General features: G+C 55.0%; 16 protein-coding genes. 6 read left to right on the forward strand and 10 right to left on the reverse strand.

Features of this window, described 5'->3' with window-relative positions; genetic code table 11:
- Positions 1–217 precede the first annotated feature (217 nt).
- The 3 genes from K227x_RS12265 to K227x_RS12275 all read right to left on the reverse strand — a co-directional run bounded on the left by K227x_RS12265 (position 218) and on the right by K227x_RS12275 (position 8,173).
- Positions 218–4,189 (reverse strand): protein kinase domain-containing protein, encoded by a 3,972-nt coding sequence (locus K227x_RS12265; RefSeq protein WP_145169790.1) that lies wholly within the window; start codon positions 4,187–4,189, stop codon positions 218–220.
- Between the two features lie 32 nt (positions 4,190–4,221).
- The gene (locus K227x_RS12270; RefSeq protein WP_145169792.1) at positions 4,222–5,844 is read right to left on the reverse strand and encodes a UvrD-helicase domain-containing protein; all 1,623 of its coding nucleotides are present in this window, start codon (positions 5,842–5,844) and stop codon (positions 4,222–4,224) included.
- 1,729 nt (positions 5,845–7,573) lie between these two features.
- Positions 7,574–8,173 (reverse strand): recombinase family protein, encoded by a 600-nt coding sequence (locus K227x_RS12275; RefSeq protein WP_145169793.1) that lies wholly within the window; start codon positions 8,171–8,173, stop codon positions 7,574–7,576.
- Positions 8,174–8,200: 27 nt separating this feature from the next.
- On the opposite strand from K227x_RS12275, the gene K227x_RS12280 reads away from it, so the two are divergent.
- Positions 8,201–8,401, forward strand: coding sequence for a hypothetical protein (locus K227x_RS12280; RefSeq protein ID WP_145169795.1), 201 nt, complete (start codon positions 8,201–8,203; stop codon positions 8,399–8,401).
- A gap of 21 nt (positions 8,402–8,422) precedes the next feature.
- Here K227x_RS12280 and K227x_RS12285 read toward each other — a convergent pair whose 3' ends face one another.
- Positions 8,423–8,818 (reverse strand): hypothetical protein, encoded by a 396-nt coding sequence (locus K227x_RS12285; protein WP_145169797.1) that lies wholly within the window; start codon positions 8,816–8,818, stop codon positions 8,423–8,425.
- A gap of 411 nt (positions 8,819–9,229) precedes the next feature.
- Here K227x_RS12285 and K227x_RS12290 point away from each other — a divergent pair, with 411 nt between their 5' ends.
- Positions 9,230–9,454, forward strand: coding sequence for a hypothetical protein (locus tag K227x_RS12290; protein ID WP_145169798.1), 225 nt, complete (start codon positions 9,230–9,232; stop codon positions 9,452–9,454).
- A 47-nt stretch (positions 9,455–9,501) separates the two neighbouring features.
- On the opposite strand, the gene K227x_RS12295 is transcribed toward K227x_RS12290, so the two are convergent.
- From K227x_RS12295 to K227x_RS12325, 6 genes are all read right to left on the reverse strand, one after another.
- On the reverse strand, positions 9,502–10,575 hold the full coding sequence (locus K227x_RS12295; protein WP_145169800.1) for an acyltransferase family protein: 1,074 nt from the start codon (positions 10,573–10,575) through the stop codon (positions 9,502–9,504).
- A gap of 483 nt (positions 10,576–11,058) precedes the next feature.
- Entirely contained in the window at positions 11,059–11,517 is a 459-nt protein-coding gene (locus tag K227x_RS12305) for a hypothetical protein (RefSeq protein ID WP_145169801.1), read from the reverse strand.
- A gap of 575 nt (positions 11,518–12,092) precedes the next feature.
- Complete coding sequence (locus tag K227x_RS12310) at positions 12,093–12,803, reverse strand: GNAT family N-acetyltransferase (protein WP_145169803.1); 711 nt, start codon at positions 12,801–12,803, stop codon at positions 12,093–12,095.
- 112 nt (positions 12,804–12,915) lie between these two features.
- A complete protein-coding gene (locus tag K227x_RS12315; RefSeq protein WP_218933959.1) occupies positions 12,916–13,785 on the reverse strand; it encodes a hypothetical protein in 870 nt (289 codons plus the stop codon).
- A 424-nt stretch (positions 13,786–14,209) separates the two neighbouring features.
- A complete protein-coding gene (locus tag K227x_RS12320) occupies positions 14,210–14,683 on the reverse strand; it encodes an antitoxin Xre/MbcA/ParS toxin-binding domain-containing protein (RefSeq protein ID WP_145169807.1) in 474 nt (157 codons plus the stop codon).
- 113 nt (positions 14,684–14,796) lie between these two features.
- Positions 14,797–15,399: an RES family NAD+ phosphorylase gene (locus tag K227x_RS12325; RefSeq protein ID WP_145169808.1), complete on the reverse strand. Its 603-nt coding sequence runs from the start codon at positions 15,397–15,399 to the stop codon at positions 14,797–14,799.
- A gap of 1,413 nt (positions 15,400–16,812) precedes the next feature.
- On the opposite strand from K227x_RS12325, the gene K227x_RS12330 reads away from it, so the two are divergent.
- The 4 genes from K227x_RS12330 (at position 16,813) to K227x_RS12345 (ending at position 23,544) form a co-directional block, all read left to right on the forward strand.
- On the forward strand, positions 16,813–17,427 hold the full coding sequence (locus K227x_RS12330) for a class I SAM-dependent methyltransferase (RefSeq protein ID WP_145169810.1): 615 nt from the start codon (positions 16,813–16,815) through the stop codon (positions 17,425–17,427).
- Positions 17,428–17,851: 424 nt separating this feature from the next.
- A complete protein-coding gene (locus tag K227x_RS12335) occupies positions 17,852–18,547 on the forward strand; it encodes an ion transporter (RefSeq protein ID WP_145169812.1) in 696 nt (231 codons plus the stop codon).
- Between the two features lie 1,696 nt (positions 18,548–20,243).
- Positions 20,244–23,144, forward strand: a complete 2,901-nt coding sequence (locus tag K227x_RS12340; protein ID WP_145169814.1) for a thioredoxin family protein — start codon at positions 20,244–20,246, stop codon at positions 23,142–23,144.
- Positions 23,145–23,238: 94 nt separating this feature from the next.
- Positions 23,239–23,544 (forward strand): VF530 family protein, encoded by a 306-nt coding sequence (locus tag K227x_RS12345; RefSeq protein ID WP_145169816.1) that lies wholly within the window; start codon positions 23,239–23,241, stop codon positions 23,542–23,544.
- Positions 23,545–23,768 lie beyond the last annotated feature (224 nt).

Below are 23,768 nucleotides of genomic sequence, written 5' to 3' on the forward strand. Positions count from 1 at the left end.
TTTGTCGTCGCCTGAAAACCCCTCGATGCTTGAATTCTTAGCTAGTCCGTCAACGTAGCTGGCGATCGACCGGCTTTCGTTTTTCCCAGACGTTCGGTTTCGGCCGCGTGTGACCACAAGATTGAAAAGCGTGGGCAGAAGTCGTTCGACATCAAAGTCATTCATCTCAATCGACAATAACAGGTCAAACTTCGTTCTCCGAAGCTGTTTTGGAATTTTAAACATGGCTGATGATCGCCTCCTCCTGACGCATGATCTTGCCTTCGCAAGACGTTACCAGACTCCGATCACCACCCGACGTCACCAGAACGACCTGGTGGGTTGGCGATGTCAACAGTTGTGCACGCAACCTTTGGAAATCCATCAACAGAGATTGGTGTTCCGCCGCATCGGGCGTGGTCCCATCCGCTGCACGCATAAGCAGTTCAAACATTTGTAAACCGATAGTCATCTCAGGCCAACCACTCACATGTCGGAGAATGAAGTGATCCGGGAGGTAATTCAAAAAGCGATTTGACGTTGTAGGTTGAATGAGTTCAAAAGCGTCCGCAGGCCATTGCCGGATCACGATCAGGGACTCATCACTTGAATCAAGCCGCAGAGCAAGTCCTTCCGCCGCTGCGTGTTTCGGGACTCGGTCTAAACGCCGAAGTCCAGTTAGAAGCCGGTCTTTCACGAGGGCAGGGTGCGTTTGACCCGACACGATGTCTCGAAACAGATGTAGAGATCGTGACGGAATCAACGTGCTCGGATCCGGCAGGCCACCCAGAACATCACGAGTGAGCTCGAAAAAGTAGCGACGCTTCAATTGATGCAATGCTTCGCGATCCTGGTCTTCGCCGATCGGATACTGGATGCCCGAAAGTGTGAATAGCGAATCCACATTTGGACGCGTTAAGCGACGCTCTAAAGCGGGATTAGAAACGCTGCCTGGATCAAGGCCCTTAAATGCATCTAGAACAAGGTCTTCACCAGATTGTGGATCGAATGCGAGGTTGTAATAGCGTCGGTGGGCCAATTCGCTCGTAGCAGTGCTTGCGTGGATGTCCGAACAACCACGATCCCCCGTGATCATCCAAGCCATTGCACTCCGTAGGTCACGAATCGTAGGACGCCGTTCGGCAAGAAAGTAGACACCGGCCAGTAGATCGACAAGCTTTTCGCGGGGCTGCGGATGTCGAAGCACTTGGGCGTTATGTCGGATTGGACATTCGTCGAATGCAGAGCAGCATCGGCAAACCTCGAAATTGTCCGGACGGACGAACGCGTCGAGTAACCCAAGGAACAGGGATTTCTGTTTGGGATCAGCCGAGATAGGGGCTCGATGCTTCAAATCGATCAGCAAGACTTCTTCCCCAGACACTTCGCCGTCCATTTGCTTTCGAAGAGCATCGCAAAGCCAACGAAAAGATAGTCGTTTCTTGGTGGTCAAATCTTTCAGCTTTCCGTCATTGATTGCCAACAACGCGGTGAACTGAATCTGGGGAGCTTTCCGTCCACTCAGCGGTTCAATCGCAGCCGTCAGCAATTCGTCCGACGAGAGATCTTCATGAGACTCCGAGGCATCGAAGACAGAGCAAAAGACGTGTTCTTCGAGCTGAATTCTCCAACCTGCCGGATTGCGTTCCAACTCCCGTGCCCCCTTAGCCAGAAGTGCGCGCCGAACCTCTTCCAAAAAGGCCGTCTTGCCATCTCCTGGATTGCCACTGAGAGCAATGCACTTCCATCTGCCATCCAGGATTTCTGGCAGTAGGCGATCGTCGAGTTCCGTTGGAACGTAGGTGTCGCGACTGAAACCATTGTCCATCCCGCGGTTGTTCGCGTTTCCGAGCGTGCTATTGCGAAAAACCTGTCGCAATTCCGTCACAAAGTCATTCGTTTCTTCTGACCTGTCCTGCGGTTCTGGAGCGATGGAGGCATTCCGCATTTGATCATCAGTTGGCTGATCGACCTCCGGTACATGCAGTTCCACTTCCTCTTGCTTTTGGCGGCGGTAGGATTCGTTATAGACATCGAAAATAGCCTTCCGCATCGTACCCGCGTTTTCAAACCGCCGCGATGGTTCAGGGCAACACGCTTTTTCGATCATCAGGCGGCACACCGATGATGTGATTGAATCTTCATCCGTCGAAAATGGGATCAGATCTGTCTTGTGCCTCTGGTTCCCTTCGACTCGGTAAGGCAAGCTACCCGAAAGCAATTCGAAGAGCACAACCCCCAGGCCATAGAGGTCGCAGGCTGGTGACCACACCGGAGATGGATGCTCGATCTCGGGGGCAAGGTAAAGCGGGGTGCCGACCCGACTGACGGCATCGGCTTGGTGTGAAGCGAGTCCTAGATCGATTAGCAAAACACGGGCGTCGTCATCCTCCGGCAACAGGATATTACCAGGCGTCACATCACGATGCAGCGTGTTTTGTTGATGCAAGTATTCCAACGCATCCAACACGTCACCCGCGATCCTTCGAGCGAGTTTTTCAAGGATCTCCGGAGTTTGGCCACGCAGGCTTCGCCAAGCGTCTTTCAGTGACTGGCCCTCTACATACTCGAACTTCAGATGGTAGGGATCGTTCGGGCCGTAGACATCAATCAATTTTGGCAAGCAAGGATGCGTCAAGCGTCTAAGTGCTTGGAATTCAGCGTCGGCAAGGTACCCATGAATATCCGGTCGAATGATACGTTTCAAAACGACCAGTTCGTTACGCACTAAGTCGCGAGCAAGGAAAGCTTCGGCCGTCCCGCCCTTGCCCAGTTTTTCCATGACCTCGTACCGAACATCCGTGGGCCGCGACTCATCTGTGGACGAGGATTCCGACGAGGCTTGCGTCGCCTTTTCGATACTGGATTGATAATCTCTAAGCGATGACGCAATCTCTGCCGCGGTGGGACGCCCGTTTGGTTCCAGTTCCAGTCCTTTATACACGGTCGATTCAATCACCGACGCGATGCTTTCGCCGATGTCTTTCCGCAAATCAATCAATGGTCCTGGTGCCCAGGTATCATCGCCTGGAGGTTCAGTCCCAGTGATCCAGTTCAATAGTACCGTCGCCAAGCTGTAGACGTCGCTTTTCGGAGATGCCGCCGATAGGTCGATACGACATTCTGCGGCGCGATAGGGATGGTCAACGTCGAAAAGGTGGGCGGTACCAACGATGGTCTCCACCCCATCGATGTGTGCGATGACAAAATCAGAAAATTGAACCGTGTTGGACTTGGAATCCCACCAAACACGATCGGGGCGAAGACTGCGGTGCACTACGCCGCTAGCGTGGACCTTTGACAAAGTCTCAAAGGCACAGATTGCCATCGGGACAATCTGTTCTGGGCTCGGACCGCTGATAGCCATTTTGCTGAATGACACTCCACGGGGAGATTCGAATGGAATCACCAGAGCCCGACCATCATCCCAGGTAAAATAGGGCGACACCGATGGACAGAGATCCGCGCGGGAAAGTCTTTTCTGAGCGTCATATTGTCGCCGCACCGAAGAATCGTCCGCCGGTGCTTCGGACAAAGCGTCTTGACCGTAGAAGACCTTAAGAATTCGTTTGCTTCCGTCTTCATGCTGGGCTCTGAAGACTTTGCAGCCGAGTTGTTCGTCTAGCGCTTCCAGAAGTTTGTACTGTGCGATTGACGCCCATTCTTTGGGACGCTGCGGAAGACGCGTCAGTGATTGAACAATTTCGTCTTTAAGTGCTCCAAATGCCGGATAGGTGCGTTGCTGATCGATTTCTTGCAATTTGCCAGCGGCATTTGATAGCGTAACGACACGTTGACGGGCTCTCGGATCCGAAAGATTGAGCGTCGCCGACGGCGAAGACATCAGAACGACCGCTTTGACTAATTCCGCACGATAGGCCGCCAGTTTTTGCGGCCAACGATTCTTCAGTACACCGGCGAGAACTTTAGCGCACATTTCGCTTTGGTTGATAGGGTTGCCGCGAATCTCACCACGCACAAGCCAACCGTTTTCGGTTCCACGAATAGCGCCCGACCAACCTTTTTCTTCGATAGTAAAAACAGTTCTCTTGGCGACACAGATAAAATCAATTTCACGACTGAGTGTGCCTGACGAGATTTGCTTGTTGCAAATCAACGTCCAGTCAGTCGGCAATTCCGCTGCCAGTTGTTCTGCAACGGCACGTTCGTTCGGTCCGGAGAAGTCGTCAAAGGAATGGATTTGTGCCATATTGTTTAAGTCGCTTATGACGTTCTGGTGATTTATTGGTTTGTTGTGACGGCCTGGAAGTCATCCGGCCACAGTTGTTTGACAACTTGCGTTCCCTGCAGAATCTCCGCAGGAATCTTTTGCGAGCTATAGACAAGGTACAAAATGTCCGCCGCACGACTGCTTGCGACGTAACGGCGACAGGCATGCTCGGGAGTGTCCATCAAGTCTGCCTGATCCCAGCCCAACACGAATACACAACTCGCTTCGTGTCCCTTGGCGACTTCAGGTGAGGCGACCTGGATACCAGCTGCCGCAGCGGCATTCAATCGCCCCGGCGTTTGAGTGTTGAAACCTCGATCAGCAAGGGCATTAATCAATTGCCGACGTCCTGGCGTGGAAAAACAGACCGCCATGATTTCTGTCGGCATCAAATTGACCTCAGAGATCAGCCGGGCCATCTCGGTGACAACCATTTCCACACACTCGTGCGGATTTTCAGCCCAAACAAGCCGAACGGGCTCGGCGTCATCGTTCTCTTTGATCTCGAAATGTCTGCTCGGTCGACATCCGAAGAAGTCTGAAAAGCCCTGGATCACGTCAGTGGATCGGTAGCTCCGATTGAGCCGCTCGAATTGAACGGGTTGCCGCCGGGCCGAATAGTCGATTGCAGGGCGGACTCGAATATTCTGGCTCGGATCGAGGGAAAGCGTCAGTCCGCCACGCCCGGGCCGAACCAATTGTTCGACCAACTCAATCAGAACGCCGCCAAAGTCTTGGGCCTCGTCGATCAGAATCGCATCGTACTGGGGCTCGAGGGGCAATCGCCTTAGCAAGTCTCGGCAGCGATGGTCCGCATCGCTGGGATCCGCCAACGACAAGTCGACGCCATGGCGAGATAGCACATCGGCAAAAACCAGAGTCTGGATATTGTCGCCGCTAAATTTCTGCTTTGGACCGCTCAATTTTGCCAGCCAACTCGAAAGTGCATCAGCGAGCGAGCGATTCCAAGTGATCAACAAGACGTTTGCGTTCTCGATTGCTTCGGATAGCCAAAGGGCACGTGCGACAAGTACTAGTGATTTACCTGATCCCGGGCCGCCTTCGATAATCGTCGTCCCCGGATTTATGCGGCTTGTGACTTCGTTCTGCAAGCGGTCCAGTGTTGCCCGACGTTCAACTCGAGCCATCCTCCCCTGATCCCGAACAAGTTCCACTCGCTTCCATTCTCGTTTCGGAAAAAGAAGACTTGAGAGCGTCGCGTAGTCAACGTCAGAAAGCGCTTCGAAATCTGGCGCAGTATTTGGAAAGTCAGCCAAATTATTTCGGAATTGGGTCTGATCGATCGGCAACAGACCCTTAAGCGATTCTGAATCTGTCGAGTCGACGCCAGGCAGCAGTACAAAGGCATCCAATTCGGCGTCCACGCCGGTTGAACCAATCAGCGTTTCCAGCTCGTCCAACGAATCGGCTAGCATCGACTCAATCTGCGTACCAAATGCGCCGCATTGCTCGATCACATTCGGAATCGAACCATCCAAAATCAGCAGAATGCGAATGTGGTGATCGCGGTCAAGCGAAACGAACAACTGGCTGCACTGGTGCCGAAGGGCTGGCTGCCCAGTTTCACCAGCATGCTGGAAACGTCGGATCGTTTCGGAAATACCGTCGGTCATTTGTATCGATTGTTCGAGTCTGTGATTTGATCAACACCTAGGCAAATCGCAGACGCCTCGTTTTTAAAGATGAAATTCATTCGTTGTCATGGAAAGCCTAGCAGACCCCCTTGTGTCAGACGCGATGAGACGACATCCAGTACGCAGCGAATCTAAAATGATCGACGTGCCATTCCTTCTTTCCGGGATGCGCATCTATTGACGATGCGATATTCCTATTGATATCCCGGCTAAAACACAATGCGAAGCAGGCATGTGCATGAACAAGGACAATGAAGCTGCGACGATTTGTCGAGGGCAAATGTCGAGTGAAGTTTTCTCTTAGATGCCATGATTCGTTCCTGGTGTTTCTGCTTGCCATCAGAGCCATGGCTGTGGGGGCAGCGATTCCCGCTGAGCCATACGGTCGCTGTAGCATTCGAGTAGAGGGGACGCGCAGAAGTTGTTCTCCATCCAGGCCAACGGGTGTCGGAGAGTACATCGCCCGGATCTCGACTTCAGCGGGGATGTCGCAGTTCGAAGTGATTCGTCGAAGAAGTGAAAATGAAGTCTCTCTATTTTTCAGCTGGTCCAGAACTCCAATCCCGTATGCAGGGTCAAGAAACCGTGGTGTCGCAGATTCGACACTGTAGGTTCTCGGTACATCAAGATCCTGTGAGAAGCTGAGATCGCGTCGGTGGGGCAGGAAAGGCAGATTGGCAGCGACGCCACTCGACCAAAGTTTGAGCATTTCTTAACCCGTCAACACTCGCGGCGAGCTTGCACCGAAACGACACGGCCAGGAGAGGTGTAGGTTGGATCCTCTCTTTCCTCCCGCCTGTGCCAGGATTCCCGATCCAACTTTTCGATGCAAAGAATCGCAGTGTCGCAAAACCGACAGCGAGAGCACGCGATCTCTCCAGAACCTATCAGGAACTGATTACACCTCGGCGGCGTACGAACTCAGGGGTGCAGCGACCGTTCACGTCCTGGCCGCGGCAACTCCGCTCACTGATGGGGTAGGAACGATGTCGAGATAAACAGGCGGCTGATCCTCCGTCGGAAAACTGGTTTCCCAACTGACGGAACGGGTAATCACGAGTGGTCGGTGGATTCCCGCCTACCGCTACAACAATCGAGTAGATATGAACGCCGGAAGTTTTGTCCATCGTGTCCGACCGACGAGGGAGAGATCATTTCACGTACCTCAAACAGCGTTGGGGAGGTTGCAGCGAAACGTGATTGATGGGGGGAGGTGAAAATGAAGTCTCGCTATTTTTTGACTCGGTCCAGAATTTCAATCCGGCATTTTGGGCAAAGAAACCATGGTGTCGGTTGGGGCCCCAGAATCGTCGGTGTACGAACTGAGAATAACCAGGTACCCGGTGGAACTGAAATCGCCTCGGCGGGTCAAAAAACCAGGTTGGCAGCGATCCTTGCACATCGGTCCATTCTTGATCCCTGTGTGTCACCGCCATCTGCTACCACGCTGTGCCATGCTCCTCCCCCTGCCCCATTGCTCTGACCACTACACGGCCTCGTCAGCTGTTGGGAACCATCGAACGCACGTTGGTCGTGTGCGTGTTTTGGCGGGACTGGCACGACCAAGGGGGCGACTGTAGGCCGAGCGCGGCGGAAATCTGGTGGGTCCGCGGTAACTGTCGTGGAAGCGTGGATGGGGCACGTTGGATCTAGATCACGTCGTCCTCGCATTCCTTTGGGTGTGCGATCTGGCTTCCATGCCCGACTGCTAGGCCCGTTGATCGATGATTCGATAGACAGTCGGCCTGCTGACGCTTGTCGCTCTCGCGATCGCGGACTTGCTCTTTCCTTCGCCGTGCAGTCTTAGGATCATCTCGACCTGGTCTTGAGTGACTGACAGGAGGCGCCCCTTCTCGGATCCTCCCCACGTCTTGCCGTCCGCCTTTGCCCTGGCCTGGCCGGCGAGCACCCTTTCGGCCCGGACTTCGGTTTCGAACTGGGCTACCGATGCCAGCACGTTGGCCATCAGCCGTCCTGCCGCTGTTCCGAGATCCAATCCATCCTTGATCGACACCAGACGCACCTTCCACTTCGGTAGGTCGTCGAAAAGGGCTGTTAATCCCTTTGCGGTTCGACCTAGGCGGTCCAGACGCCAGCAGATCAACTTCGATACGCGTCCCGCCTGCATGGCCGCTTCCAGCTTTGACCATCCTGGACGATCCATCACCTTGCCGGTGAACTTGTCCCGGTACCACTGAACCGGTTCGTCGCCAACGTGGGCTTGAACCCATTTCTTGAGATCCGCTTCCTGCGAGGCGGTGTCTTGGGCTTTGGTGCTGACGCGAACGTAAATGGCGATGTGTCTCATGCCCTTAGAATAATCGGCGAAGTGTCCATGTCAACTATAGAACACGCGATACATCCCGGTCGCGTGTTAAGCGACCTGAAACCATTGCATTTTGACCCTGAATCCGTCGAGACTGACGCTTTACAGTTTCCGTCGACGGTTCTGCCATCGATTGGACATCGAAGTGACATCAGCGTGCGTCTGAAATCGATGTGTTCTTCCAAGGCGATCGGAAGAGGCGTCATCTAGCGTTCGAAGTGAGCTGCCTATTCATGCCGCGTAGGCATAGCCCCATCCCTGGCTGAAAATGTCGTCGAAATCGATGTCCCACCATCCAGGTGAGTAGGCATCGAGTATTCGCTTGACGACCCGCTCAACCGACTCACGATGCTCATACGCCAATGGCCCCGTCTGTGTGAACTCGATCCACGCGACGTTGCGATCGAAGGCTGTGCCGTGATCATTCAACTTCGGTGAGATGCAAAGTTCACCGAAACTCCAATCAGCAATCTCGATACCACGAGCGTGCATGTGCCGCTGCCAAGCATTCGCCCATTGGTCGTCTGGAACATTCGCCCAATCATCGTCGCTATCGATGGAATTCCAAACATCGAGTTCCCGTAAACTGGCAAGTGCGTCCGCCATTTCGTCAATCATAAGTTGCATACTCTCGTTCCTCTGTGGGGTTACCGAGTCCCGTGCCGCCTCGCTTTCTGTCCGCCGTTACGCGACTCGTAATCGTAAAATCAACATCGTGTGTCGATCAGTTGATAACCCAAATTCGGCGCCCTCGCAAAGCAAAAGACGCTCAGTCCACTGGAGTCATGTTGAGCATATTCCTGCAAACTTACCGCTGGAATCGTTCGGTGAAGTGCATTTTGCGTGGTGGTCTGCTCAGCCACGCGATTCTTTCGGGTTTGGCAACGATTGCGGGCGTGGGCCAGCGATGGGATTGGCCACTGAGGAAGGGGGCTGCGCCGACTGGGCAGCGCGCCGTGTCCGATCGATCGCCGGAACCGCTGTTGCCGTGCACCGCCAAAATCGCAACAACATTGTTTTGCTTTACGGAGGTTGCAAATGAAAACGAACATCGAAATGCGGGCACTGAAGTCGCTCGTGAGCTGGAAATCGCTCTTTGCCGAGGAAGTGACCGCGGAAGCGAAGTTGCTTGCGTCACAGGGTGCTGCTCCTGAAACGGTGACGTTGGACGATTACCAGCGAGCGGCTCCCATTGCTGCAGCGACCTTGCTCGAACGAATTGCTTCCGAAACGACCGCGAGTGCTGATTCAAAAGACGTTTAGTCCATCCATCCAACCTCAGATGGAAACCGTTTCGGAAGGGCAGCATCTCACACACGCAGGAAAATGCGACGTCGGTACAAAAAGAACAGTAGGCACCATTTGACGATCAAAACGCCGACCAAAAGAACCAGTTTTTGATAGTCACCCGATACCCGGGCCACACCACCGAAAAAGAACTCTGCGATCTGGCGGAAGTCGACGAATTCCTGAGCGATGTAAATCGTAATTGCGTTGCTTCCGATCACCACCCAAAACAACGCCGCCCTTTGCCATTGCCAAACATCAATGACTAGGTAGAAAATCGCCAACAGCAGCAGGCTCCACCCGCCCGCGACCAATACAAAACTGCTGGTCCACAGATTCTTGATCACCGGGAAGCTTGCACCCCATCCGTATCCGATCACGAGACACCCGATTCCGGCTGCGGCTAGCGACAACACCTTGCGGTACGGGGTCAAGGTTGATCGCAATAGCGTTCCTGCCAGCACCCCGAGCAAGGCGGTTGCTATCGCGGGGATGGTTGAAAGAATGCCCTCGTTGTCACCATAGCCGTAGTATTTCTCTAGAATCTTTCCGGGCAACACGCTGCGGTCGATGTAGCCAGCCAAATTGCCCTCCATCGAGTAATCGCCTGCCACGCCACCGGGCGGCGGGATGAACGCGAAGATCGCCCAATACCCGAGCAGGATTGCCGCAGTGATCACCAACTGCATTCGCCAACGGGTGTGCAGGAAAATCAGTCCGGCAGCGACATAGCCGATGCCGATCCGTTGCAGCACCTGCATGTATCGCATGTTAGCGAAGTCAAATTGCAGGATACCGTTGTATAGCAGCCCCAATAAAACCAAGGCCACGCCGCGCCGAAACAATCGACCGTAGACGGCTCGTGGCGTCTCCGCATACTTTGCTAGCGAATACGGCAACACGCAGCCCGCCAGGAACAAAAACAATGGAAAGACTAGGTCGTAGAGGCGGAAACCTTCCCACGCGACGTGATAAAACTGTGACTCCAGACGTCCGCGAAACGAATCGGTATCGCTGCCAGCAAGGATCTCTCGCGCAATCGCGCTGCCACCGATGATCCACAACATGTCAAAACCACGCAGCGCGTCAATTGACACGATTCGTGGCTGAATCGTCGTTGACGATGCCGATCTTGAGTCATCGGAATGCTCTAGTGGGGATTCAGTGTTCAAAAACTTATCCCGTTCAAAACAAGTCGATGAGATCGCCACGCATCAAGCAGCGAGGGGCGAGTAGCGGCAACGACACTGGAGGCATTGCGTAGCATCTTCGCAATCCGTTCAACGTCCCGAACCGGTCGACGCTCGGCTAGCGTCGACCGCACAAGCAGGTCGATGAACTCAGGAGCGGTCAGGTCTGGCTCAATCAAGATTGTGATGTCGTTCAATTTTGGGGCACGCGGAGACTAGGTGTAAGTTCAGTCGGTTAACGGCAGCCGTCACCGGGCACGGCGAGTCGATTTTCCATTGGTAAAAACATGATGCCGTCCTTTGTGTCCACGGCATTGTTATCCGCAGCGATTGCGTCACAGCGGAGACCAGCAAAGGTAAACCGGGGTCAGATGACAAGCAATCCATTGTTCATTCTTCTGGAAGATCCGGACGAGATTCATTTGGCGAAAATACCAAGCGAACCCCATGTGCGACCATGAATACGAATCCAACGATGACCCCTCCAAGATATCCCCAGAAAGCGCCAAAGACCGAGTTAAGCACGATCATTGAGGGCAGTTCGTCAGGCGTCGGGCCGTATGGACCTACCAGGGAATAGGCAATCAGCACGATGACAAAGAAGGCCGAACCAACTAACGCCGACGCCCTGCGAGGATGTTTGGCCCCGAAGAGAATTGCTTGCCCCAATGCGACCGATGTAAAGAATGCGGCCACGATGAGTGTTGCCATCGCGGGAAAGTTGATCGCGCGCAGCAACGCAAAAACGGCGGCATATGCAGTCGTCACGACAAGCATTGTGGACAGGTCGAACTTACGGGGTGCCGAGAAGAGGCCGGCACTATCGGTTGGCGTTGCGGTGTTCGCCATCACTTGTCAGTCGGATAACGGTGCGGTTCAGCGGGCGGCGGCGAACGTCTCAACCATTGCCAGAACAGCGTCCACCGCCGCTTTGTTGCAACCGATGGTTTCCTGCCTATTTTACGGTTTTCTGCCGACGACATCGAGCCTGTCCAACGCAGCCAGCAGTGATCGCCCAGGGCAAAGTGATTCCAGTCAACGCCGTCCCGATCGCACCGAACCAAGCATACGCGGATTCCACTGACGATAGTTGAATGACACTCGATGTGCCGTTCGTTGGATTGGGCTGGATGCGTCGAGCCATTGTCATTTCGCCGTAGAACGCCGGAGCAGTCGGTACCACGAGTAGCAGTGACCAAAGCGTGCCATTGCGGAAACCGCTTTTAAATCCTTGCCATCTTGTTGGGTGTGTCGGCAGCGCAGATTCAGCCTCGGCGACAGTTGGAGGCTCATACGGATTGGAAGACGTTGTAGCCAAGGCGGCATCGGTTTCAGTCGGGGAACGGTGGTGTTCAGCGGGGACGGGCGAACGACTTGCAAGCAGACGAGAAAACGGACCACCCGTCCTCCGTTGCATAACATGGTTACCCGATTCTTACTGATCGTACACGAATCCATGGTGAATCGAAATCCAAACCATTGTCTCGCAAGTATTTCGCTTTGTCGCAGTATAGTTCAGTGCCATCTAATACGATCTTGAGTAGGGTATCGTAGTAGTGAGCATTGTAGAACGAAAAATCGCGGGCAAGTTGGATTAAACCATCCTCGATCACGCCCTGAGTCTCGAATGGGTCAGACCAGTCTTTCGAATTTGACGAACAAGATATCACGACGTCACTTTTAGGGGCATTCGGAAGTTCGTTGTCATGTGGCAGTGGCAGCGCCACCCAGTTAAGGTTGTCAATACGGCGTGGCGATTGAACAGGTGTAAATCCAAGAGACAACCAAAATGGCTTGGACGTAATCGGTGCACACTCGACGTAAAGTCCAATCAAATCACGAGACAACGCGTGGTCAATCGCATGCTTTGCAAGATATCGCCCAAAGCCCTGACGACGCATCCGGTGGTGGACTGCAAGAATATCAACGTTCCCATCACCGAGAGAAAACGCCACTGGAAGACTATCTGAATCGCGGACCAACGCAAAAAGTGATCCGTTAGTCTGGCCAGATCCGATCAACGCGAAGTTGCAGAGAAATGACGCACCATCGTTTGCCTCATGCTCCTCGGTAAGCCATTCGTGGATTCTTGCAAGGTCGTCTTGCGTTGCGGCGCGTATTGTGAATCCGTTCATGCTTTGCCTGTCGGGTAACGACCGCCATCACCGAGTACGGCGGTCTGATTTTCTATTCGTAAAACCCCGATGCCGTACTTCGGTGCATGGCATGGTTCGCCGCGTTCAAGTTTCACTCGCCGAGTGAGACGACACCCTTTGGGGTGATCGTCATTGTGCTCAAGTCTGGCCGCTGTGAAACATTAAACAATTCTGCCTTAAAGGTCTGTTGCTGTCCGGCCTTAAGATCAAGAACAATTAGCGACTCAACGTCGCTCAGCTCGCCAGCGACATGGAAGTTTAAATGATATGTACCCATTTGAACATCACGCTGCCCTGCGTTTGCAACTTTGCCAAGGAGCCGAAACCGGTCGCCAACGGCTTGTAGTTTTAGATCGGAGAATTGAACATTGCCAACGCGAACGCCATTTGCATCGTTAGCCGGCCGAGGATTGTCTTTGCCAAAGTTTGAAACGCGTTTCTCGTCGAGCCAGCCTGCGGCTTTGGTCGTAATCGCAACGATCTGACTCAATTTCATTTTGGACGGATCGAACGACGGGTCGCTGTCCTTCGCTCCCATCACTGAGATTTCGATCTGCGCGTAAAGTTCCAAGGCCAGCGGATTAAGATCATTCGCGTTCTGAACAGCATCGCTAAGCTTCCTTGAGGCAAGTCCATTTCTTATCAAGCCAAACACCCACGTACCAGTAAGCGCTATCTTCTCCTCGTCTGTTGCTGACTGCCACTCCGCATAGGTGGGGTCGCTCATCGTATTCTTTAGTGTGAACTGAGGATCACCACCCTTCTGCGAATTTTCAACGAGGATTCGTGATGATTCGTCGAGCCGATCCAACGGAATTGTCTTGGGAACGAGAAGCGTGATTGTGCCAGCGTCCTTATCGAAGCTGTGAAGCATCGCTTTTGATTCGTGCCCATCTGTTGTCTTCCAGGTTTCAAGTGTCGGCGGATCTTTACCGACTACCGTTGACCCAACAGCGATCAATGCGAGTACGCAAATTGCCCCGTGTCTAATCATTCCGTGTTGCTTCCGTTGAAAAAATAGTGTGTCGGATAACTTGTATCTCACCGGACGGACCGGATGAGAATAGGGGTTTCTGAGTGGTTCTCATCGGTTCCCATCCCAACGGAACCTATTCTCTTTGCTGCCGAGGGTCAGGGCAAGGTTTAACCCGCCCTCTTTGCTGGCGATTAAAGGCCGATCAATCACGTTTTTGATTGCCATCCTGCTTTACGTCCTACGAAGTCGGTTGTGCGATGCAAAATTGCCTGCGTTGGGGATGCCGTTGCTGCACAACACTCGGTCGACCCGCCGAGCCTTTGACCAGGTTCCCGTGTCTGCCACATGAGTCGCTGTTCATGCGGGCTCAGGATCCTATTGGAACGAAGACGCATGCTAGGTTGCTTGATCAACCAGGCATTCCGCTGCGTAGCCGGAAGACCATGTTCCACAGTCGGTCGATTTCGCCGCGTTCGATCACTTCCAGTGGCTTCAGGCCATCGAGTGCATCGTTGGGGGTCTGGAACCACAGGCCCAGCGATTCGGGATCGACTACTTCGCTGAGTGCTTGCCACAAACGATAGACCTCGTTGTAGGGGCGCTTCAGCTTGTCGGCGTTATCGCTACTGGATTCGACTTTGGCGATCGTTCGCTCCGACACGTTCACGATCCGGCCGAACATGGTTCGCGGCATCGCCAATCGGTCACGCAGTTCCAGCTTGGATTCGCGTCCAAACTGAATCAGGCCCTGGCCTTTGAGTCCTACGATTCGCTTGGAGACAATCGCGGAACGACCCGCGCCCGCTGGGGACACCTTCTTCGCCCGTGCTCTCAAGGGCGATTTCGAGCGGGATTTGGCAGTCGGCTTGGTTTTAGCTGTCATTTCGGAAGGTCCTCCTCATGAACTGTATCGACATGCCAGCACAAAAGCAAGTATTCTTTCCTGCAAATGTGCAGGATGCGAGGCCGGTGGACGCGTTTAACCGGTGGCCACGTCTAGCGGGGCAATTGGTCTGCGCCTAACACGCGGATTTCGCTGCTATTTGCCAGTTTTTCCGGGAAGATCACGATGTTCTTACCGCCCGGGTGCTGGGCCGACGGAACGATGATTCCCTCGAACCCGGCGATGCAGCATCCGCGTCCAATCGCCTGGGTCCATGATTCTTCTCCGCCGGATTGGATCGCCTGCCAGTCTTCGCCCGCCAGGTCAGCGAGTGAAAAGCCAATCGCGCCGAGCACTTCGCCGTCGGTCAAATCCAGAACCTTGCCGAGCGACACCTTGGCACCGGCGGTCACGCGAGGCTGGATCGCCGTCATCGGAAACCCGAACGCGACGAAGTTCTGGTAGGCCTCGTGAGTCGCTGTGATCACGTCCAGTGAAGCATAGATCGCGGGCAGCCCAACTCGATTCCACCGACCACCCGATCTCGCTGCTCCGGCGCCCGAGAAGAAGTCGTTCTCGTTGGCGTACTTGATTCCCACCGAGCGTACCATCACTCCGCCGAAGCCATTGGCATCGGCAAGCCGCGACGCAATCGCTTCGAAGAGTTCGATCACCTCAGGCAGATCGACCGGCGGTGCGGATTTCCTCTTACTCACGAAATTCCATCGCGGGGAAAAGTCGTTCGGACATACGGGATCCACTCGTCGGTGTTGAGAGTCTGATGATGGTCGGGCGTTGCCAGGGCGCCCAGGTGCAAGACGCAGTCGTGTCGTTTTCGCGAGGCCGACCCCATGGTAACGCCGCTGGTGCAGCCGCGATAAGAAGGCCAGTACGCAGTGCCGCGAAGCTGCCTCGAAATACGGCGTCGAAACTACTGACCGTCCGTGTTGTGTTTGGATGCGAGTTTCGCCCACGATTCTCTGGAACGCGTGAGCAAAGCGTCAATCAATCGATCGATTTCGGTCAGGTTCAGGGCGTCTGCCAAGGCATCCGCCACCAGCGAAATACCTTCGTTTTCGCCCGCAGCGATTCTCGGGTGCAACCATTGGTGCAACCAGTCGCGGTCGTCGCGCTGCGTCTTGTTGTAAGCCGCGTTCGCGTCGTTGGTGGAGGCGGTTGAGGGCCTAGTGGGAGTTCATCCCGTGGAGGTTCCGCTCCTCTCGGCCGCATCCGATAAACCCCGTGATTCACGGGGTTTTTTATGGCCGGCCGGAATTCCTCGATGTCGGGAAATTTGTTAGGCGAAGGTCGCTGGGTAGCGAACCGCTGCAAGGGTGTCGATTGAATCGAACTTTTAGCGGCGATGGTGAGCCGCTGGTCGTCAGGCCACGGGCATAGGAGGGGGGGATTCCCGGCCGCTCACGCGTCGCGGCGCACGAAATCGGCGAACCGCTGCATTTGGTTCGATCGCAACGTCGGCATTTCAATATGTAGCGGAAAGACGCCCGCCCTCCGGTGACGCAATCGGCAGCTGTCGCCGCTGGCATAAGCTGGACTTGCCGCCAGACGCCTCGTTCGCCAATTGGTTGCCTTTCGAAAATTCAATCTCCCAACTTCATCTGTCTTCGCCTCGCCTGTCGCAGCATTTACATAGCGCATGAAGTGAACAGAGTTTCGAGGAAGTGGGGCAAGGCGAACGCTCATCACCACGGATCGACGCTCATCAAAAGCGGATACCTGATGCACGTGAATGATGAGTGTGTGGTTCGCGAAGATGAGTGTTCCCTTCTTTCGGCTCCAGTCCGACTGCGTCCATATTCTTCCGTGCCGACATTTCACGATTCACTCTTTCCGCTTCGAGCAGCCCATTGGAATTCTTCCCCCGCTCTCTAACTCTCTCCCCCGCAATCCGCGGCGCGGCGGGGGGGAGATGAATTGAATCGCGACACTGATTGATCGCTCATTGTTAAAATGTCGGCTGTGCAAACGACGGCGTCCGCCAGTGACGCTGGCGTGCTGGTTCGCCGTCAAGATTGGCTGCCAGGCACGACGGACGGTCGCCACCGAATCCTTTTTTAAATTCAAAGCAATCCTCAACGAGCATCCTTCACGAGTCGTGGTGATCCATCATGGGATTTTATTCAAGAGTCGTCTTTCCTGCCTTCTACGATTGTGTGATTGACAAGCCGTATTGGGACGAGCATCGAAAGCGACAATTGGCGGATGTGAGCGGCGAGATACTGGAGATCGGTGTTGGCACAGGACTGAATCTTCCGCACTACCCTGATCACGTTCGCAGGATTACCACCGTCGATCCGAATCCGGGCATGAATCGCAAACTGGCCAAGCGGATTGCTGCGTCCGAAATCGAAGTCGATCGACGAATGCTGTCCAGCGAAGAACTTCCGTTCGATGACGAGACGTTTGACTGTGTGGTCAGCACCATCACAATGTGCAGCATCGTCAACGTCGATCAGGCTCTGGGCGAACTTTTCAGAGTGCTGACGCCCGGCGGCCGATTCCAGTTCTTTGAGCACGGAGTCTGTCCCGACCCTGCGGTCCAGAGGCGGCAAGTGCGGTGGAACTGGCTTCAGGGAATGATCGGCGATGGTTGTCGGCTTGATCTGGACCTTGCTGCATTGCTGGCGAATCAATCCTTCACCACCGTAGAGATCGACAACTTCTACATGCCGCAGACGCCTCGCACGCACGGCTACATGTATCGCGGCATCGCAACGAAATGAAGGCTCCGCCCCCAAGGACCGTTCCATGCCGTCGCTTCCACCAGTCCAATGTGCCGTTATCTAAAACGCAACTCGGCCAAGGCGTTCTTTGCGAACATACTTAGCGGCCAAGCGAATCGATTCCTCTGTTCTTTCTCGTGCGGATCGCCTCAGGCGTTCTAGACGCGATGCTTCTCGTAACCGCGACTGTCGGATCGGCCTTGGGGAAGCAATTCCCCTTTACATTGGACGAGGCCGATTCGCTTGTCGTAAGGCATGCTTCCTGAAGAGCTGGCCGATCCAGTTGTCGAGCCGCAAAATGAACGCAACCACAGCGATCGGGATTGCTGTTTGAGTTTACAATGGGCGAAACAATTCTTGGATCCGGGACGTTGCGAATTGAGTGCTCTTGGTTACTTGGGATCGATGACTTAGGTTGTTCGGCATGAAGATGAAGCAAATCGTCGAAGGGGCGGACACATTGGCAGGTCGTGCATTCGACTTGTCAATTCAAGCGATGATCGTAGTCTCGATCGTTGCGTTCAGTGTTGAAACGCTTCCGAACCTTGAACCGAAGACTCAGTCGGTGCTGGCGGCGATTGAGCTGATTTGCGTCGCTATCTTTACGGTCGAGTACATCCTGAGGTTCGCTGTAGCGGACGATCGGGTTCAGTTCGTCACCAGCTTCTTCGGAGTGATCGACCTGTTAGCAGTCTTGCCGTTCTACCTAAGCCTCGGCATCGACTTGCGATCCGTTCGCGCTTTCAGACTTCTTCGGCTGTTCCGGATCCTCAAGCTCGCACGATACAACAAAGCTGTCCAGCGGTTTCATCGAGCCATGGTGATCGCCCGTGAAGAACTCATCTTGTTTGGCGCCGTGGCGCTCATCCTTCTGTATTTGTCGTCGGTTGGCATCTATTACTTCGAGAGGGACGCTCAGCCGGAGGCGTTCCAAAGCGTCTTTCATTCGATGTGGTGGGCTGTGGCGACTCTGACCACGGTTGGTTATGGGGACATCTATCCGGTGACCGTCGGTGGGCGGTGCTTCACATTCTTTGTGTTGCTGGTGGGCCTCGGAATCGTATCGGTGCCCGCTGGCTTAGTGGCCTCTGCACTCAGCAAAGCACGAGAAGATGATTGATGACGATCTGTCTGTTGGTCCTGGTTGTGTGAACATAGCAGCCGACTCTGGGGTCGCGATGACTCGCTGACACTGACGTTGGTGGTGCCGCAGCGATTATCATGGATCAAGAACGTGCTTGGTCTCGATTCCGCCTAAAGGCGGTACTGCGAACGGTGGGTTGGTGGTGTGGTTGCCGGATCGGCGTCGCTTCGCTCCTTGATCCGGCCTACTTTTGGTGCGGTGCTTGGTGCCGATTCCGCCTGAAGGCGGTACTACGAACGGAGGGGTGGCGGTGTGGATGCCGGATCGGCGTCGCTTCGCTCCTTGATCCGGCCTACTTTTGCTGCGGTGCTTGGTGCCTGTTCCGCCTGAAGAGTGCGTTTCGCTGACGACAGCCTCGGAGAGGCGAAAGCGTTGTGCCGGTGGCCTCGGCCACCGGATTTGACATCGACCAATGATTTTCTTGTCCGGGCCGCCGGAGCGCGGCCCGGCCGAGAAGATCAGGATTGCGACAGTCATCGGTTACCGTGGGGCCTGCCCCACGGCAAATAGCTGCCGCCGCTCCGCGGCTAGGTTGGACGCTCTCTGAAGGCGGTACTGCGAACGGTGCTTGGTGCCTGTTCCGCCTGAAGAGTGCGTTTCGCTGACGACAGCCTCGGAGAGGCGAAAGCGTTGTGCCGGTGGCCTCGGCCACCGGATTTGCCATCGACCAATGATTTTCTTGGCCGGGCCGCCGGAGGGCGGCCCGGCCGAGAAGATCAGGATTGCGACAGTCATCGGTTACCGTGGGGCCTGCCCCACGGCAAATAGCTGCCGCCGCTCCGCGGCTAGGTTGGACGCTCTCTAAAGGCGGTACTACGAACGGTGGGGTGGTGGTGTGGTTGCCGGATCGGCGTCGCTTCGCTCCTTGATCCGGCCTACATTTGGTGCGGTGCTTGGTGCCTGTTCCGCCTGAAGCGTGCGTTTCGCTGACAACAGCCTCGGAGAGGCGAAAGCGTTGTGCCGGTTGCCTCGGCCACCGGATTTGACATCGACCAATGATTTTCTTGGCCGGGCCGCCGGAGCGCGGCCCGGCCGAGAAGATCAGGATTGCGACAGTCATCGGTTACTGTGGGGCCTGCCCCACGGCAAATAGCTGCCGCCGCTCCGCGGCTAGGTTGGACGCTCTCTGAAGGCGGTGCTACGAACGGTGGGGTGGTGGCGTGATTGCCGGATCGGCGTCGCTTCGCTCCTTGTTCCGGCCTACTTTTGCTGCGTTGCTTGGTGCCGATTCCGCCTGAAGCGTGCGTTTCACTTACAACAGCCTCGGAGAGGCGAAAGCATTGTGCCGGTGGCCTCGGCCACCGGATTTGACATCGACCAATGATTTTCTCGGCCGGGCCGCCGGAGGGCGGCCCGGCCGAGAAGATTAGGATTGCGACAGTCATCGGTTACCGTGGGGCCTGCCCCACGGCAAATAGCTGCCGCCGCTCCGCGGCTAGGTTGGACGCTCTCTGAAGGCGGTACTGCGAACGGTGGGGTGGTGGTGTGGTTGCCGGATCGGCGTCGCTTCGCTCCTTGATCCGGCCTACATGCTACATGCCTCGTCCTATGTCGCAGCATCCATGGATGGAGGTTGTTGGGCATCGCTGCTGGGGAAAAACATACATGGCGATTGGTGTGTCCGTTAGGATCGACGGGGTTCTCGTTTCTTGACGATTGGCGGAGATTGCAAATGTTGATTCGTAGGTTGGTTGCGATCGTGGTGGTTGCTGGCGTGTATCTGTCCGGCACTGGCTCTGTTTTGCATGCTGAAACACCTGCCAAGGATTGGATTCGGGGAACGTTGGATCAATTGCAGGTTTGTTTGCGAGGCGAGGTCTTTCTTCCGGATGGTCAGCCAGCACAGGACATGGTTCTTGGAGGTGGCATCAACTCCGTCCTGGCGTCTCAGTCGCTGAATGCCGTCGTCGATGGCAATTGCTTCGAGATGTGGATCCCGGTGAACCAACAACGGTGGCATTCGATGTGGCTGCGAGTTGCGTCGAAGGACGGCGCACTGGTCGGTTATCAACGTGTCCGCATGCATCAGATTCGTCAGGCCGCGATTGACGGCATCAAGATGACGCTGCAGCGTCCGACGCGAGAATTGAAAGTGAGAGTCACGCATCAAGGCCAGGTGATTCCCGCTGCGGCTGTCAAAGTCGATCTAGGGTTCGGGATCGAACTACACGAGCGAACGGGGGCCGACGGGATCGCGGTTTTTCGACTTCTCTCCACTCAAAAGCCGTATCGGATGACGGTGTGGACCGACGACTATCGCGTTGGCGGATTTAGTTTTAATCGAAAACCAACGCGTGACCCATCCGCAGATCAGCATGATGTGGAACTGAGCCAATGTCGCGATCAAACACTTCGGTTGGTGGATCAGGATGGGGCACCCGTGCCTGACATCCCCTTCGTGCTGCAGATGGCAAAGATGCCCTACAACAACTACATCGGAACCAACGAAAACTCGCAGTTGACAACCGATAAGAATGGCGAAGTCCACTATCAGTGGTTTCCCGATTGGGATCGGCACCATTTCTATCCCGAACTGCAAACCAGCAACTGGGTGCGGGATGGCGAGGTGGAGATGGTCGGTGGCGTTGCCGTTTGGAAGTTGAGAAAAGGGACCGTTCGAAAACGAATCATCGGCCGAACGGTGTTGCAAGGATCTTCCGAAAACAAAGGTTTCTTTGTGACTCTGCGATCGTTCCAGGGAGAACAAGAAAACCATTCGGACTTGCTAACCGTGTTCGCCGACACAAAGGGCGAGTTCGCTTTGGATGTGCTACCCAATGCAACCTACTGTGCTTGGACGCTGGATTCCCAATGGGTCGGTGAACTGAGTCACTTGATTCCTTATCAGTCAGAGAGCGATCAAGTGACGGCGCCCAAGCTTGTCGTGAAGCGAGGTCAAATGGTGAAGGTGATCGCAAGATCGGGCGAGACCGAAAGGCCATACGCGGACTTGGCGATTGGCTTTCAACGAGAGCATCGATATACGTGGCAGGAGGACGGGGAAGAACGCAGTGGCGTGGGGGGACCCCAATGGTTTGAGCCAACGAATGCCGAGGGTGTCGCCACGACGTTCACACTTCCCGGAGTGTTGCGAACTCGAGTCAGCACGCCCTTGTGGCGGACGGCAACCGAGGTCGAAGTTGCTGAAAGCACCGATCCGACGGTCATCCGATTGCATCGCGAGGTTGACAAGAAACGGACCGTGACGGGCAAACTGGTGCTCAGCGAAGCTGTTCGATCGAGTTTGGAAGGTGCTGAAATCAAGATCGGTTCCATCGATGGAGAGAATGCCGACGAGCAAGCGTTCGTCGTCAATCAGGACGGAGCGTTTTCCTTCGAGACTCGTTCAACCAAGATCGGAATCTTCGCCAGCACGCGGGATGGCAAAGCTGCGGTTGCGGAAGTGATCGAAAAGTTTGATTCACCCATCGAGTTGCGATTGCAGCCGACGGTCGACTATCACGGGCAGTTGTTGGGCGACGCCGATCAGCCACTGGCGTGGCACAAAGTCTGGGCGAGCGTCCAGATTGTGGGCGAGGTGGATTTCACCAGACGCAATTTCTTCTCCACACGTTTCTACGTAAAGCAAATCGAGACAATGACCGACTCATTCGGCAACTATACGCTCGCGAATCTGCCTAGCGAAGTGACGATTGGTCTCCGTACGGACGCGATCGACGGCTCGGCTGCAACGCGTTATCTGGACGACCTGTATCTAGAGCGCGGAGAGACCCGTCCGCTCGCCGTCAGCCACTTGGGCAAAAAAAGTGGCTCGGCGAAAGCTCCATTGGGACGTCGGTATGCAGCGACACTTCGAGACTGTTCCTTGATGGGATTTCGCATGATGCTGATCACGTCGGCTGGTGACAAACCGTCGACTGAGTTCATCGGCAAGAACTTGATGAACTATCGAAACAACCAAGATGTAACTTCGTTCATGCAGCTGGTCGTGGAGGGCAGCCCGCACGACCTGCCGCCGTCGGATATCGTATTCCTGAAGGAACAAGATTTTCCGTTGCCCGATGCTGGCAGTGTGATGGCATTCGCAATCGACTCGCGAGGCAACGAACTGGGGCGTTTGGCATTGGACGTGGCCGAGGACGGGGCAGCCGAAAAGGCCGCTGATTTCGTCCATCGGCATTTGCCGGACCAGGTCGATGCGGAGACGAAGTGGGACGAGGCGTTCGATGAAGCCAAGACGTCGCGGCGAAAGGTCTGGGCCCGCATCAGCCAACGCTATTGTGGTCCCTGTTTCCGGATGGCCCGTTGGTTAGACGACAACCAAGATCTGCTGGCCAAAGACTATGTGATGCTAAAGATCGATAATGTGCGGGACAAGAACGGAGTTTCGGTTGCCGATCGGCTGACCCGTGGTGGTCAGCACGGCGTCCCGTTCCACGCGATCTTCGATGTCGATCAGGATCTGTTGGTGGACAGTGAAGGACCGCTCGGCAATATCGGCCATCCCAGTGGTTTCGAGGGCAAAAAGTACTTGCGGACGATGCTGATGCAGACTCGTCAACGTTTGGCGGACGCAGAGGTCGACATCATCGTTGCCAGCCTAAGTGATTGAGCATTTCGCCAGGAGAGATTGGGGGGGATGCCGTCGATCGAGATCGCGTCGTCGACGAATTCCATGGGTTGGTCTTTCACGCTAAACTGATCGAATGAATGCACCGCAACCCAATAATCCGCTCCACGGGATCACGCTGGAGGCGATCCTGAACTACTTGGTCGCCGAGTATGGATGGGAGGAATTGGGGGACCGCATCCAGGTCCATTGTTTCAATTTCGACCCGAGCGTGAAGAGCAGTTTGAAGTTTCTGCGGAAGACGGCTTGGGCACGAGCGAAGGTGGAACGGTTGTATCTGGATTCGATCAGCTACGAACAGCGGCACGGTAAACGGCCCTCCGCACCGGAAGTCGGCGAGAGCATTCCCGACAATGTCTGGGATCGCGGGCGGTCGAAGTAGTCGCCACCGACGCAGGCAGCGGCAGAAAAACGAACGCCGCCAAACCGATCATCCACGAGTCGACATTACATTCGGATCGTCCGGTTGGGTTCTCGATTGAATGCTACGGTCAAATGCTTTGGGCGAAGCTTGCTGCGTTGCTGCTGCTTTTGATTTCGAGTCCAATGGTCCGTGAGGATCGCGGCGCATGATCCACCATGGCATGAACTCCAGAACAAAGTGCG

The sequence above is a fragment of the Rubripirellula lacrimiformis genome, assembly GCF_007741535.1.
GTDB classification, from domain to species: domain Bacteria; phylum Planctomycetota; class Planctomycetia; order Pirellulales; family Pirellulaceae; genus Rubripirellula; species Rubripirellula lacrimiformis.